Origin of the sequence: Chlamydophila parapsittaci (assembly GCF_006385615.1) — a bacterium.
GTDB classification, from domain to species: Bacteria; Chlamydiota; Chlamydiia; order Chlamydiales; family Chlamydiaceae; genus Chlamydia; species Chlamydia psittaci.
Map to the genome: position 1 here is coordinate 153,800 of NZ_CP041038.1, position 15,293 is coordinate 169,092.

Below are 15,293 nucleotides of genomic sequence, written 5' to 3' on the forward strand. Positions count from 1 at the left end.
TATGTAAGGATTGTTCTTATAATTTTTAATTAATAAAAATAATTAAGAACTTAACAAATGGGATAATGTAACTTTAGTAAAGAATTTTTAACAGCTCATCCTCACTAAGAATGGGAATTTCCAGTTCTTGGGCCTTTTGTAACTTGGACCCAGGATCCTTGCCCACAACAAGATAGTCGGTGTTTTTAGACACGGAAGAACCTACCTTACCTCCACAATTGCGAATGTAAGTTTCTGCTTCGGATCTCGTCAATTTTTCAAGACTGCCCGTAATTACGAAGGTTTTCCCTAAACACGAAGAACTTTCCCTGCGGTAAGGTAAAACATGCACCCCTAGAGAAAGCATTATTTGAATCTCTTCGCGATGTTCTGGTTGATTAAAATAAGCAACTATAGATTCTGCAACTTTATCTCCAATTCCCTCTACAGATTTTAGATCATCCAAAGAGGCAGACATCACAGACTCTAAAGAAAGAAAATGTTGTGCAAGAGCGTTGGCTCCGCCTATACCCACATAAGGAATACCCAAAGCAGTAAGAAAACGATCTAAAGGCACACTTTTAGCTTTCTCTATACTTTTAAGGACGTTTCTTATGGATTTATCTTTAAATCCTGGAACATGGCGGAGATCTTCTTCAGTGATTTGAAAAATATCACAGCGTCGATGAATACACCCTAAATCAAATAGCTTCGTAACAACCTTTTCACCAAGATGATCAATATCTAAAGCATCTCTTCCACAAAAAAAGCGGATTTTTTCAATAACTCCTGCAGAACACAGGGGGTTCGTACAACGAACAGAAACTTTATCGGATTCGCGAGTTACCTTCCCATGACACACAGGACAGTATTCGGGCATAACCCAAGGCTGTGAGCCTTCCGGACGCTTTTCTAGGCAAACACCAACAACTTGAGGAATAATTTCTCCGCCCTTCTCTACATATACGGTGTCACCTATACGGATATCTTTTCTCTCAATTTCATCTTCATTGTATAGAGAAGCCCTAGAAACTCTAGATCCTGACAAAACTACAGGTCGCAGCTTAGCCACTGGGGTCAATACTCCCGTTCTGCCTACTTGAACTAAGATATCTTCTAAAATAGTTTCAGCGCGTTCTGGCGCATACTTGTATGCGAGTGCCCAGCGATAATGCTTCGCCGTCATTCCCAAGACTTTTTGATCTTCTATATCATCTACTTTGATCACCACACCATCGATTTCCATGGGAAGTTGATCTCGCAAAGCTTCTATCTCATGGAGAGAGGCGACGACTTCATCGATAGTTTGGCATTGACGTGGCTGACCCAATACGGGGAATCCCCACTCTCTACACAACAGGAGATTCTCATAATGTGATCGCTTATTCTCTTCTGCCAACGATCCATAAATAGAAATTTCTAAGTTTCTTTGTGCTGCTTCCTTAGCAGACAACAATTTCAAAGTGCCACCAGCAGCATTTCTTGGATTAGCAAATTCAGGTTTCTCCGCTTGCCTTTGTGCCGCATTAATCTGACGAAAAGTTGCTCGTGAAAAAAATACTTCACCTCGAACTTCTAGAAATTCTGGAGCCTCTTTTGATAAACGTAGGGGAAGCGTGCGTATCGTACGGATATTTGCTGTGATATCCTCTCCCTTACGTCCATTCCCACGGCTTAAAGCTTGTAAAAGGACTCTCTGCTCATAACGAAGAGCTACGGCAATACCATCTATTTTTATTTCTAGAGTGTATTTCGGGGTATACCCCAACGCTTTCTCCATACGGGAAAAGAACTCATAAAGCTCTTCTAAAGTATAGGCATTAGCAATAGAAAGCATGGGGTGGGCATGAGCTACAATAGGAAAGCTTCCTGAAGCTCGATCCCCAAGACGCATCGATGGAGACCATAATACCTTCCATTCAGGATGCTGCGCTTCTATAGAAAGAAGCTGCCGCATTTTCATATCATAGTCATAATCTGAGATTGTGGGATTATGAAGAACATAATAGCGATAATCATCTTCTTCGATATCTTTACACAGAGAGAGATATTGTTCTCTGGAATATGTACTTTGCATGCAGTATTTACTTAACTCCTTTTGCGCAGCGGAAGCCATAGGTACTATTTACCGCACCAGGATTATTACGATGACGATGAGCACAACGGAGATCATCTTTTAAGCTTTTCCAGCATCCCCCACGCAAGACGCGGTACACTCCTTGAGCAGGGCCTTGAGGCGCGTGTGATTCTTGAGCAGAAAGTTCATAGAAATCATAGCTATACCAATCTTCACACCACTCGTAGACGTTTCCTGCCATATCATATAATCCATAGGCATTGGCAGGATAACTCATGACTGCTGTTGTATCAGAACTAAAGAAATTCGCCAGGCTCTTATCTATTTCTTCACCACAAGGATAACGCTGTTGAGCAACACCTCCATACGCGGCTACTTCCCATTCAGCTTCTGTAGGGAGACGCTTCCCTACCCAAGCAGCATAGCCAGAAGCACCGTACCAAGTAACACCAACAACAGGATGTTTAGCATAACCTGGCTCGATAACCAGCTTGCCTGAACGCCGTTGTATTCGTGAATCTTTAAGACGGATAAGCTCATTATAATATTTATCCTGTTCACTTCCCGAACATTCTAAATAACGCACAAATTGTTCATTAGTCACAGGATGGATATCTAAGAAAAAGCTCTGCAGGAAAATCTCATGTACAGGATGTTCGTCTCGTTGTCCTTCACGACTCCCCCGGATAAAAGTTCCTCCCTCGATAAATACCATTTCTGTGAGCAAGGGTTGAGGTTTCACCTCTTCTTTTTCTTCTTCTACATAACGGCTAACCACAGGCTCGCGTATTAATAAGGACTGCAATGCATTAGCATAGCTTTCGTCTTCCCTAACTACCTCTTCCTTAGAATCTACAGAAGTATCCATAGCTTCGTCTATAGATTTTGCTTCTACAAGAACAAAGGCTGAATGATCAGAAGATTCTTGATGTATTCTGCTCTCACCTTCCCGGTAAATATTCGCAACGCTAGGGACCTGCGGTTCGTCACTGATTTCCCTCAATTGTTCTTCCTTACACTGCATTTTCGCAGTAAGGAGCTGTTCTCCCAGTGTTTTTTTTACAATTAAGGGAGTCAGTTTCCTGGGTCTTTTATCTATAGAATAACTCAAACAGGATTTAATTAATTGATCCCATGAATAAATGTAATCAGGGAAAGCTTCCGATGGCAAAGGAAAGACTCCCTGAGGGAACTTTCTAAATAATAAAAAGTAAACAATCACTCCAAAAGCATAAACATCTTCAGAAATTGTTCCTGACATAGGTTCTGGAGCTTGAAATACAAGTAATTCCTTTAACTTATCTAAAGATGATCTCTCTGGAAACTTTGTTAAAAGATGCTGAGTATAGTGATCCTTGAGCAAAAAAGAAAATCCTAACTCAGGTAAAAACACCGTAGGAGACTCTCCTGAAAGATCCACATGTACAGAGTCTAAACTCAGGCCACCATGAACTAACCCTCTAGAGTGTGCATAATCTAAAACCTCTGCCAACTGTACAACAATCTCTTGAATTTCTAACTCTGATAATCCCTGAGGGAAACTAGAAAGATATTGACTTAAGGAAAGCGTGGGAACTTCTTTTTCTTCAGTGACTAAAAAATACTGATTATCTGCTTGTGAAACATTTTCTATAGAGAGAATGCCAGGATGTTTTATTGTTGCTAATTTTATAATAGTTTCATGAAAAGCATTCATAAATGCTTCTGATGAGGAAAATTCCGAATGCAGTAGTTTTAAAATATACCGTTTTTTTATAAAACGGTGCTCAGCAAGGATATCTTGGCACCATAAGTCCTTTCGCAAATAACAGAGAATCTTATAGTCACCTAAAAACTCAATTCCAATATTCTGCTCGCTTTCCATGGAGCAAACTCCTTGCCTTTTTGAGATTTTCTATCTTCTGCTTATATTGAGCTAACTATAGTAAGGGAAAGGGATGATTGCAATATACAAGAATAACAAAGAAGGACTTTGGAAAGATTCTCCTAAAGTCCTTCTTTGTTCTTAAGAATAAACAACACGCGAAAAGATTGTGTGCTCATCACTCTCTCTTAACCACAGTTAGTTACAATCTATTGTTATTTCTATAGTCACTTAACTACAAACTTCGGCAGCTCGCATATCGGTCACTACGCGGTCGGCCCTATCTCCTTCTTCTATACCTGCAACTCTTACCAAAGGTTCTTTAGTAATTTTCCCCACGCCACATAAACGAAGAATCATGACTACAACCCAAGACAATAAAAGGATCCCCGAAACAATGGCACATCCGCCTGCCAATGCAGAAGTCGGACAACATAAATTTAAAGCTGTCACTCCAAGAACTAAAATTGCAATAGAAAATATAGCGCCAACAATAGCAATAACCACCCTACTGATATCTACACATCTACGCTCTGCTCTAAATGCAGGGATTTTGTCTACGGATAGATCACAACTCCCTAAACCGCCAAAAACATCTTTCACATTTTCAATAAAAGGCATCAAAACCTCTCTATTTTCATAAATACCCAGAGACAGCACATAGATTATATAACAAGATTCAAACATTCAATCAGAGATTCCTCTCTGATTATAAAAATAACGAGAAAGAAACCGCTCTAGAGCAAATCTTACCTGCTACAAAACTTTGATCATCCTCTTCAAAAAACACATCTATTTTCTTGAAGCACTAGAGAGATATTTTTTAAATTATGAAAAAAGAAAAAGTCTTTTCTATAAAGCTAGAAATATCCCAAGAACCCCTACTTTTCTTTAAAAATAGATCCATATTTATTTAAAACTGTCGGGATACAAGTGGCTTCTCCAACCACTCTATGTTTCGATATAAACATAGACAAAGAGAAGATGAATCACATGAAAACTGTAGTACAATTCTCAAAAATGCATCTGTAAATAGAGTCTACGGGCAAGGATTCATGCTACAATGGGGAAAATGCCGATTTATCAAATCCAAGTACTCTCCAAAATCGTCATACATCCTGCCCTTACTAGGGAGAGAGATGCTCTAAGAAAAGTCGACTCTCCCTAATCTAAGATAAGCCCTTTATAGAGTAATTTCCAAAGGGTGACATCCTATCTTATCCTTTAATAAACATACGTTTTAATGCAATAGCAGACCAAGCAAGTCCAACCAAAGATGTAGCAATTGTAACAACACCACAGTATGCAGCTGTTCCACCAACAGAGCAGCTCATGCAACCTACAATAAGAGATGCTACTGCTACGATGGCTACTAGTGCTGCAATAGCAACTCGGGTTACATGGGAGCATAAATTCTCGTTTTTATTAAAAGCAGGAATAGCGTCTTTTGATAAATCAATTTTTCCTAAACCATTAGCAGCTACGCTGAAGTTCGATACGAAACCCATAACCATCTCCTATCTTAAATTTCAAAAGAACAATATAAAATGTTAAGCTTTAAGTATATAAAAACAGAAGCCAACCAGAGCTGCCTACATAGGGATAACCAAAGCATGAAAGCATTTTGGGAACCATCACAAAGAAGAAGTTATTGGTGAACTGGAGAGACACATACCCTTAGGCATATCTATGCGCTTCCTATATTTATTGAAAATCAGCTCGTGAAGACATTCACGCATAAAAAAAACCGTTCTATCGTCTTAAAACTATAGAACGGTTTTCAACAAACTTGAGTTACTGATCTCAATAAATCTGACACTCTGCTTGAGAAACTGAATTAGAGGGTTTATGCATTTTGGGCAAGCTGTGCTGATCTATTACGATAACTAGATATCGCACCGTACCCCCAATAGCTAGCTAACATCAGCAAGACTAGTCCTAGGGCTATAGAAGCACCACCAGCTAAAGAAATAACGGTAAGCGCTGCTGCTGTGCAAGTCCCAATACCACAGATTAAAGCACCTAAACCAAGAAGCATGGCGACTAAGGTCATCACCAGGCGAGTCACATTAACAGACAATTTATTCTGCACGAGATGAGCAGAAGTAAAACCACTAAAACCTAAACCATCACGTATGTCCGAAACGAGTTGTTGACACGACATAATACACCTAAAACATTGATTTATAATTTTTCTATTGAAACATCTTCAGGAAAAAACATAAACACAGGATAATAAAAAATTTATTATCCACTCGTCTTAAGTACACCTCCATTTCAAGAAGGATGAGCTGTATTTCCTAGGCGAGTCTTAGGGTGTCCTATGCGTGTTTTAGGCTGTATGCATCCTTCACTTACTAAGTCATACCAGCGCATAGTAATACTTCTCCATTCTCTTTCTCGAGTGAGTTCACCCTGTCGTAAAAGAGTGGATGTAATCGCGAAAGTTAGCAAAGCTGCGCCTAGAGCACATCCTGTGGGCACTATCCAAACACTCAAACTAACAGCTAAGAAACCAGTTGCAGAGGCGATCGATAACGCGAAACACCCTGCTCCTATGATAGCAGCCGCAAGTTCTAAAATAACTCTACATCGCGGAACAATCAAAGCTCTCTGGTTCATTATTAATATAAGATCTGCACACCTAGAGCGAATATCCATAACACTCGATCGGGCAGGTATTGGATTTCCCTCTACACTAGCAGCCATAAAACATGTATAATAAAATAAAGGATAACTAAGTATATAGAAAATTAATATTAATCTCAATAAACCAAAGTATTAATATCAAGGTGCTATTGAAAACATTTTTTTACGAATTTCGTGATACAGAGTAAACGACTTCTTATCCTCATCCTGTATACCCCTATCTTTCAATAGGCCTTCCGCTATTAAAAAATATTTTTGAGCTTTTGCATAATCATGACGATCGCAAAAGACCTTCGATAATTTCAAATGCAGAGCGATGTCTTCAGGCGCTTCCTTAGCGCTCTGCTCTAAAAGAGCCACGCCTTCAGCTATTTTCCCAAGATGAAGGAATACAGAAGCCAGTCTACGACGAGATTCACAACATTTGGGTGAGCGTTGCACAGCCTTTTTTAAAGCCTCTTGGTAAGAAAGGACCTCTTCGTATGTAGATCCTGGATGTGTAAACAAGAGTTTCAATGTGGCTTCATCTATGTGCCCTTGCAAGTAATCATGAGCTACTGACCCTAGCGTCTGTGCTTGTGAAGAGCTTTTAAGAAGAGCCTCCCCTTCTTTTCTCTGACCTTTTAGGATTTTTACAATACCCAAAAGCTCTTCGAGTTCATGATCGTCTACATATTCCTTAGCTTTTTCATAAGCTAGATCAGCTTCATGATATTGTTGCTTTTGCAAAGCAAAAGACCCTTGGTTAATAAAAGTTAGGCCTATAAGCTCTTTTTCAGAACGTATTCTTAATTCATCAACGTTTAAACAATCACAATAATGCTCTGTAGGAAGATGTCTTCCTCCTGCAGTTGTTTCAATATTGACCTTTCCCCCTCCGTATCTTAAGTAGATGTGTCCTGGAGGCGTAACGGATTCTAAAGGGAGATCTAAACGTTGCGCTAAAGACAAATAAAGAGAAGAAACCCCCAAGCAGACACCGAATTTTCGGTCTGCTACTGAAGATAGAAAAGAAAATTCATCGGAAAACATTTCATTTTTCGATGGATAACGAATCCCTTCTTCATAAAATAGAATCGTATTCAGAGCTTCTATAGTTGCTCTATGATAAGCCTCTGATCCTACTGGACTGTGTTCCCCATCTAAGTGTCGCTGACGTTCTATATAAGCACGCAGAGCTAAAATATCTAAATATTGTGTATAATGTTCGGCCTTACTCTTTCCCTCTTCTCCGGGAAATTCAGCGTATACAAGAGCTCGCGCAAGATCTTTTTCAGGAAGAAAAGACGCATCATCATTGTGGCATAGAAAAGAGATCCCTTGCAGATTTAGTTTTTTCATAACTTCAACATCTTCTTTTGAAAAAACATAATCGGGATTTTTAGATAGTAAAACGCAATTAGATAAAGTTTTTAGTTCATTAACAGTTAGCTGAGGAAAAAATTTTTCTAGTTTCTTTCTACTTTGATGATCACCATGTATCACAAAATACGCACACAAGCTTTCCAAACAGTAGGGATCAAGATTCCAAAAATCCTCATATTGATCTTGCGGGATAGTCGTACCTTCACAAAATATCTTTGAGCCAAATCCTTCTATAGCAATAACAAACACAAAAACAGCAAACAGTGACCTTGGCATCATAAATGGTACTTCCTGAGTATCTTTAATCTGAACTTACTGATGCGAGAATTATACCACGGTTTCTCTCATATTGTGATTCTTTATTTACTAATGATTTAGATCACAGATAGATCATGAAAAGAAATAAGGAATAGTTTCTATTTCATCATCTTCCAAAAGCCTACTTATCTTTGCAATCACAAATACACATATATAAGAGGTTTTAGTTCTGCCTAAGTTAGGGACAATCCCCTTGACTTTTTAATATTTTTATGATCGGTTTGGGGTATCTCAAATCACCCAAAGCATGAATTTATGAAACATCCAGTCTACTGGTTCTTAATATCCTCGAGCCTTTTTGCCTCGAATTCTTTGAGCTTCGCTGAAGACGCTCAAACAGCCTTAACTCCCTCCGATAGTTATAATGGAAATACAACATCTGAGGAGTTCAGTGTAAAAGAAACTTCATCAGCAACAACGTATACTTGTGAAGGCAATGTGTGTATCTCCTATGCAGGGAAAGATTCAGGTCTAAATAAAAGTTGTTTCACAGCTACTGAGAACCTTGCCTTCTTAGGAAACGGGTATACTCTTTGTTTTGATAATATTACTACTACATCTAATAGCCCCGGAGCTATTAGTGTTAGTGGTGACGATAAAACCTTAGGCGTCTCAGGATTTTCCTTATTTTCATGTGCTTACTGCCCTCCAGGAACCACTGGTTACGGAGCCATAAAAGCTGCAGGGAATACTACCATCAAAGATAACTCTAGTCTTGTCTTCCACAAAAACTGTTCGACAGCAGAGGGTGGCGCCATTCAATGTAAATCAGGAAGCTCTACCGCTGAATTAAAACTGGAAAATAATAACAACCTTGTTTTCTCAGAAAACTCCTCCACTTCAAGCGGCGGGGCTATTTATGCTGATAAACTCACCATTGTCTCAGGTGGACCTACGTTATTTTCTAACAACTCCGTATCCCACTCTTCACCTAAAGGCGGAGCTATTTGCATAAAAGATTCAAGTGGTGAATGTAGCTTAACCGCTGATCTCGGAGATATTACCTTTGATGGGAACAAAGTAATAAAAACTGATGGTAGTTCAGTCAAAAGAAATTCGATAGATCTCGGCACAGGGAAATTTACAAAGCTACGTGCTAAAGATGGCTTCGGGATTTTCTTCTATGATCCTATTACTGGAGGAGGATCTAGTGCACTAAACATCAATGAAAAAGATACTGTTGATTATACAGGAAAGATTGTCTTCTCTGGTGAAAAATTATCCGATGAAGAAAAAAAACAAACAGACAACCTAGCTTCTACTTTCAATCAGCCCATCACATTATCAGCAGGATCTCTTGTACTTAAAGATGGTGTATCTGTAACCGCAAAACAAATTACACAGACAGGAGGCTCTACTGTTGTTATGGATCTAGGAACCACATTACAGACGCCTTCTTCAGGTGGAGAAACCATCACCCTAACTAATTTAGATATTAACATCGCCTCGTTGGGGGGGGGGGGGGTACTGCTCCTGCTAAACTCGAAACAAAAAACTCAAGTAAAGCTATTACCATCAAGGCTGTCAATCTAGTCGATGCCGACGGTAATGCTTATGAAGATCCTATTCTTGCTACGTCTCAACCTTTCACAGCAATAACAGCCACAACCTCCTCAAGTACAGTCACACCTCCCACAGAGAATCTAACCAATTATGTCCCTCCTACTCATTACGGTTACCAAGGAAATTGGACAGTAACTTGGAACAACGAAACAGCTACAAAAACAGCCACTCTAACTTGGGAACAAACTGGTTACTCTCCTAACCCAGAGCGTAAAGGTTCGTTAGTCCCGAACACTCTTTGGGGTTCCTTCTCAGATATCCGAGCCATACAAAATCTTATGGATGTAAGCGTCAACGCTGACTACTATAGAGGATTCTGGGTATCCGGTCTAGCCAACTTCCTACACAAAAGTGGGTCTGATACTAAACGAAAGTTCCGTCACCATAGTGCTGGGTATGCCTTAGGTGTCTACGCAAAAACTCCTTCAGAGGACATATTCAGTGCGGCTTTCTGCCAGCTCTTCGGAAAGGACAAAGACTGTTTCGTCTCCAAAAATAGTTCCAATATCTATGCAGGTTCTCTCTATTATCAACACATCTCTTATTGGAGCGCTTGGCAGAATCTACTACAAAGCACTATCGGTGCTGAGGCTCCGTTAGTTCTTAACGCACAACTCACTTATAGTCATTCTTCTAACGATATGAAGACTCAAATGACAAATACATATGCTCCAAAATATAGTACCTACTCTGAAATTAAAGGTTCTTGGGGTAATGATTGTTTTGGAGTTGAGTTTGGAGCTATGGCACCCATAGAAACACCATCTTCTATCCTCTTCGATATGTACTCACCTTTCTTGAAGCTACAACTTGTTCATGCTCATCAAGATGACTTTAAGGAAACTAATAGCGATCAGGCGAGATACTTTGAAAGTAGCAATCTCACCAATCTATCTATGCCCATCGGTGTGAAACTGGAAAGATTCTCTCAAGGGGATATCGCTTCCTATAACCTCATCCTGGCTTATGCTCCGGATATCGTAAGAAGCAACCCTGACTGCAACGCTTCTCTGTTAGTGAGCCCAACCTCGGCTGTTTGGGTAACTAAAGCCAATAACCTCGCACGGAATGCTTTCATGCTACAAGCAGGAAACTATTTGTCTTTAAGTCACAACATAGAACTCTTCAGTCAGTTTGGTTTCGAGCTCAGAGGTTCTTCTCGAACCTATAACGTAGATCTCGGATCCAAGATTCAGTTCTAATCTCATCCACCTCCCCTGCTCCGTATGTGCGGAGCAGGGCCTCCCTTTGTCTATCCTAGCCAGCACCCTTGACTTTTAATAATTTTTATGATCGGTTTAGGATATCTCAAATCACCCAAAGCATGAATTTATGAAACATCCAGTCTACTGGTTCTTAATATCTTCGAGCCTACTCGCCTCGAATTCCTTATGCTTCGCTGAGGCAGATCAAAAAACCTTGACCTCTGCGGATAGCTATAATGGGAACACGGCGGGGAATCAAGCATTTCAACCGAAAGTAACCTCTGCATCTCAAGGAACAACATACACGTGTATGGGAAATGTGTGCATTTCTTATGCAGGATTAGGTGAAGAAGGTTTGTCTAGTAGTTGCTTTTCTGATAACTCTGGCAGTCTTTCCTTCTTAGGAAACGGCTATACTCTTTGTTTTGATAATATTACTACACAAGCAAGTAACCCGGGAGCCATTAATGTTAGTGGTAGCAATAAAACCTTAGACATCTCAGGATTTTCATTATTTTCATGTGCCTATTGCCCTCCAGGCACAACCGGTTACGGAGCCATCAAAGCTGGAGGGAATACTACTATTAAAGATAACTCTAGTCTTGTCTTCCATAAAAACTGCTCGACAACAGACGGTGGAGCTATTCAGTGTAAAGGAACCAGTGAAGCTGAATTAAAAATAGAAAATAATCAGAATCTGGTTTTCTCTGAAAATTCCTCCTCTTCAAGCGGCGGCGCTATTTATGCTGATAAACTCACTATTGTCTCAGGTGGACCTACGTTATTTTCTAACAACTCTGTATCCCATAATTCGGCACCTAAAGGCGGAGCTATTTGCATAAAAGATTCAGGCGGTGAATGTAGCCTAACCGCTAATCTTGGGGATATTATTTTCGACGGAAACAAAACAATAAAAACTGGTGATAGTACAGTAACAAGAAATTCTATAGATCTCGGCTCCGGTGGGATGTTTACAAAACTAAATGCTAAAGAAGGTTTCGGGATTTTCTTCTACGACCCCATCTCTAACACAGGAGGATCTACAGAAATAGAATTAAATAAAGCTGAAGAGGGCTCTACTACTTACACAGGTAAGATTGTCTTCTCAGGTGAAAAATTATCCGATGAAGAAAAAAAGGTTGCGGGCAATCTGCAATCATATTTCAAACAGCCTTTAAAAATTGGCTCCGGTTCTTTAGTCCTTAAAGATGGTGTCACTTTAGAAGCAAAAAAAGTCACACAGACAGCCGGCTCTGTTGTCATGGATTTAGGAACTACGTTACAGACGCCTTCCTCAGGTGGAGAAACCATCACCCTAACTAATTTGGATATTAACGTCGCCTCATTGGGGGGGGGGGGTCGCTCCTACTCCTGCTAAAGTCGAAGCAACAACTGAAAGTAAAACAGTCACAATCAATGCTGTCAATCTAGTCGATGACAACGGTAATGCCTACGAGTATCCTATACTTGCTGCATCTCAGCCTTTCAAAGCAATAGAAGTAAAATCTGGTTCTGGCGGCTCTATTACTCCACCCACAACCAATCTACAAAACTATACCCCTCCGACTCATTACGGTTATCAAGGAAATTGGACGGTAACTTGGGCACAAGGATCAGGCGCTCAAGAGAAAATAGCCACTCTAAATTGGGAACAAACTGGCTACTCTCCTAACCCAGAACGTCAAGGATCTTTAGTTCCGAATACTCTCTGGGGTTCCTTCTCTGACATCAGAGCTATACAAAACTTAATGGATATCAGCGTCAATGGTGCTGATTACCATAGAGGTTTTTGGGTATCCGGTCTAGGAAACTTCTTACATAAAAGTGGCTCAGATACTAAACGCAAATTCCGCCACAATAGTGCCGGATACGCCTTAGGCGTCTACGCGCAAACTCCTTCAGAAGACGTATTCAGTGCGGCTTTCTGCCAACTCTTCGGAAAAGACAAAGACTATTTCGTCTCTAAAAATAGTTCCAACGTCTATGCGGGTTCTCTCTATTACCAGCATATCTCTTATTGGAACGCTTGGCAGAATCTGCTACAAAACACTATCGGTGCTGAGGCTCCGTTAGTCCTTAATGCACAGTTAACTTATTGTCATGCTTCAAATGACATGAAAACAAACATGACAAATACATATACTCCTAAAAACGTCACACTCACAGAAATCAAGGGTGATTGGGGTAACGATTGTTTCGGAGTCGAGTTTGGAGCTATGGCACCTATAGAAACGCCATCTTCTATCCTCTTCGATATGTATTCACCTTTCTTAAAACTCCAGCTTGTGCATGCACACCAGGATGACTTTAAGGAAAACAACAGCTCTGAGGGAAGATATTTCGAAAGTAGCAATCTCACTAACCTTTCCCTACCTATCGGTATGAAGTTTGAGAGATTTGCTAACAACGACACAGCTTCTTATTATGTTACTGCCGCTTATGCTCCCGACATCATAAGAAGCAATCCTGACTGCACCGCTTCTCTATTAGTTAGCCCAACCTCTGCCGTTTGGGTAACTAAAGCCAACAATATTGCGCGAAATGCTTTCATGTTACAAGCAGGAAATTATCTCGCTTTAAGTCACAACATGGAACTCTTCAGTCACTTCGGTTTCGAGCTCAGAGGTTCTTCTCGAACCTATAATGTAGATCTCGGATCGAAGATCCAATTTTAATCTCATCCACCTCTCCTACCCCGATCTCACGGGGTAGGGCCTCCCTCTTTCTACTCTTGCCAACACCCTTGACTTTTAATTATTTTTATGATCGGTTTGGGATATCTCAAATCACCCAAAGCATGAATTTATGAAACATCCAGTCTACTGGTTCTTAATATCCTCGAGCCTACTTGTCTCGAACTCATTATGTTTTGCTGACGCAGAGCAAAAAACCTTAACCTCTGCTGATAGCTATAATGGGAAGACGGCTGGGGATAAAGAATTTGAACCTAAAGAAACCTCCAAATCTGAAGGGACAACATACACGTGTACAGGGAATATATGTATTTCCTATGCGGGGTTAGGCGGAGAAGGCTTAACCAATAGTTGCTTTACTGATACTGCTGGTAACCTTGCCTTCGTAGGAAATGGTTATACCTTGTGTTTTGATAATATTACTACTAAAGCCAGTAACCCAGGAGCCATTAATGTTAGTAGTAACGAGAAAACCTTAGACGTCTCAGGATTTTCATTATTTTCATGTGCTTATTGTCCTCCGGGCACAACCGGTTACGGAGCTATTAAAACTTTAGGGAATACCACTATCAAAGATAACTCTAGTCTTGTCTTCCATAAAAACTGTTCGCAAACAGAAGGTGGCGTCATTTACTGTAAAGCAAGCAGTGGTACCACAGAATTAAAAATAGAAAATAATCAGAACCTCGTTTTCTCAGAGAACTCTTCTAACACCAAAGGCGGGGCTATATTTACTCAAAAACTCACCATAACTTCCGGTGGGCCTACGTTATTTTCTAATAACTCTGTGTCCCATGATTCGACACCTAAAGGCGGAGCTATTTGTTTAGATGATACCAGCAGTGAGTGTAACCTAACCGCTGATCTCGGGGATATTACCTTCGATGGAAACAAAATCATTAAAACTAGTGATAGTTCAGTAACAAGAAATTCCATCGATCTTGGTTCTGCTGGGAAATTTACCAATTTAAGAGCTAAAGATGGCTTCGGGATTTTCTTCTATGACCCCATCGCTAATCAAGGTGATACTAGCGACCCAATAGAGCTAAATAAAGCTGAAAGCGGCACTAATTATACAGGCAAGATAGTTTTCTCAGGAGAAAGGCTATCCGATGAAGAGAAAAAGGTTCCGGCCAATCTACAATCATATTTCAAACAACCCTTGAAAATTGGTTCCGGTTCTTTAGTCCTTAAGGATGGTGTCACTTTAGAAGCAAAAAAAGTCACACAGACAGCAGGCACTGTTGTCATGGATTTAGGAACTACGTTACAGACGCCTCCCTCAGGTGGAGAATCCATTACTCTAACTAATTTGGATATCAACATCGCCTCGTTGGGGGGGGGGGGGTTGCTCCAGATCCTGCTAAAGTCACATCACAAACCTCAAATAAAACAGTTACAATCAGTGCTGTCAATCTAGTCGATACTGACGGTAATGCTTACGAATATCCCATTCTTGCTACGTCTCAACCTTTCACAGCAATAGTAGCTACAACTAACACTAGTACAGTTACTGCACCCACAACCAATCTAGAAAACTATACCCCTCCTACTCATTACGGTTATCAAGGAAATTGGAC

At 40.3% G+C, this 15,293-nt stretch carries 10 protein-coding genes and 3 pseudogenes; 6 read left to right on the plus strand and 7 right to left on the minus strand.

Translation table 11 applies throughout. The features are described 5' to 3' along the window. Positions 1-73 precede the first annotated feature (73 nt). The 7 genes from ligA to FI836_RS00690 all read right to left on the minus strand — a co-directional run bounded on the left by ligA (position 74) and on the right by FI836_RS00690 (position 8,213). Positions 74-2,056 carry an NAD-dependent DNA ligase LigA gene (gene ligA, locus FI836_RS00660; protein ID WP_006343283.1) on the minus strand — a complete coding sequence of 661 codons (1,983 nt, stop codon included), beginning with the start codon at positions 2,054-2,056 and terminating at the stop codon, positions 74-76. A 7-nt stretch (positions 2,057-2,063) separates the two neighbouring features. Continuing rightward, positions 2,064-3,920 carry an SUMF1/EgtB/PvdO family nonheme iron enzyme gene (locus FI836_RS00665; protein ID WP_014943886.1) on the minus strand — a complete coding sequence of 619 codons (1,857 nt, stop codon included), beginning with the start codon at positions 3,918-3,920 and terminating at the stop codon, positions 2,064-2,066. Positions 3,921-4,151: 231 nt separating this feature from the next. Beyond that, positions 4,152-4,607, minus strand: coding sequence for a hypothetical protein (locus tag FI836_RS00670; protein ID WP_014518397.1), 456 nt, complete (start codon positions 4,605-4,607; stop codon positions 4,152-4,154). 530 nt (positions 4,608-5,137) lie between these two features. Beyond that, entirely contained in the window at positions 5,138-5,428 is a 291-nt protein-coding gene (locus tag FI836_RS00675) for a hypothetical protein (protein ID WP_006343287.1), read from the minus strand. A 338-nt stretch (positions 5,429-5,766) separates the two neighbouring features. After that, positions 5,767-6,084: a hypothetical protein gene (locus FI836_RS00680; protein WP_006343288.1), complete on the minus strand. Its 318-nt coding sequence runs from the start codon at positions 6,082-6,084 to the stop codon at positions 5,767-5,769. Between the two features lie 113 nt (positions 6,085-6,197). Next, the gene (locus FI836_RS00685; protein ID WP_006343289.1) at positions 6,198-6,542 is read right to left on the minus strand and encodes a hypothetical protein; all 345 of its coding nucleotides are present in this window, start codon (positions 6,540-6,542) and stop codon (positions 6,198-6,200) included. Between the two features lie 165 nt (positions 6,543-6,707). Next, a complete protein-coding gene (locus FI836_RS00690; RefSeq protein WP_006343290.1) occupies positions 6,708-8,213 on the minus strand; it encodes a transglutaminase family protein in 1,506 nt (501 codons plus the stop codon). 294 nt (positions 8,214-8,507) lie between these two features. Between FI836_RS00690 and FI836_RS05275 the strand changes: the two genes are divergently transcribed. From FI836_RS05275 to FI836_RS05290, 6 genes and pseudogenes are all read left to right on the plus strand, one after another. Continuing rightward, positions 8,508-9,785 (plus strand): hypothetical protein, encoded by a 1,278-nt coding sequence (locus tag FI836_RS05275; protein WP_235672859.1) that lies wholly within the window; start codon positions 8,508-8,510, stop codon positions 9,783-9,785. Next, a pseudogene (locus FI836_RS05280) lies at positions 9,767-9,937 on the plus strand (autotransporter subunit beta); the annotation flags it as partial. The gene FI836_RS05275 and the pseudogene FI836_RS05280, both read left to right, overlap by 19 nt. Before the next feature lie 156 nt (positions 9,938-10,093). Continuing rightward, the gene (locus tag FI836_RS05285) at positions 10,094-11,017 is read left to right on the plus strand and encodes an autotransporter outer membrane beta-barrel domain-containing protein (protein WP_235672860.1); all 924 of its coding nucleotides are present in this window, start codon (positions 10,094-10,096) and stop codon (positions 11,015-11,017) included. 130 nt (positions 11,018-11,147) lie between these two features. Continuing rightward, positions 11,148-13,695, plus strand: a pseudogene (locus tag FI836_RS00700) (autotransporter domain-containing protein). 130 nt (positions 13,696-13,825) lie between these two features. Next, a complete protein-coding gene (locus FI836_RS05195) occupies positions 13,826-15,133 on the plus strand; it encodes a chemotaxis protein (protein ID WP_181146655.1) in 1,308 nt (435 codons plus the stop codon). After that, positions 15,115-15,285, plus strand: a pseudogene (locus FI836_RS05290) (autotransporter subunit beta); the annotation flags it as partial. The gene FI836_RS05195 and the pseudogene FI836_RS05290, both read left to right, overlap by 19 nt. Between the last annotated feature and the right edge of the window lie 8 nt (positions 15,286-15,293).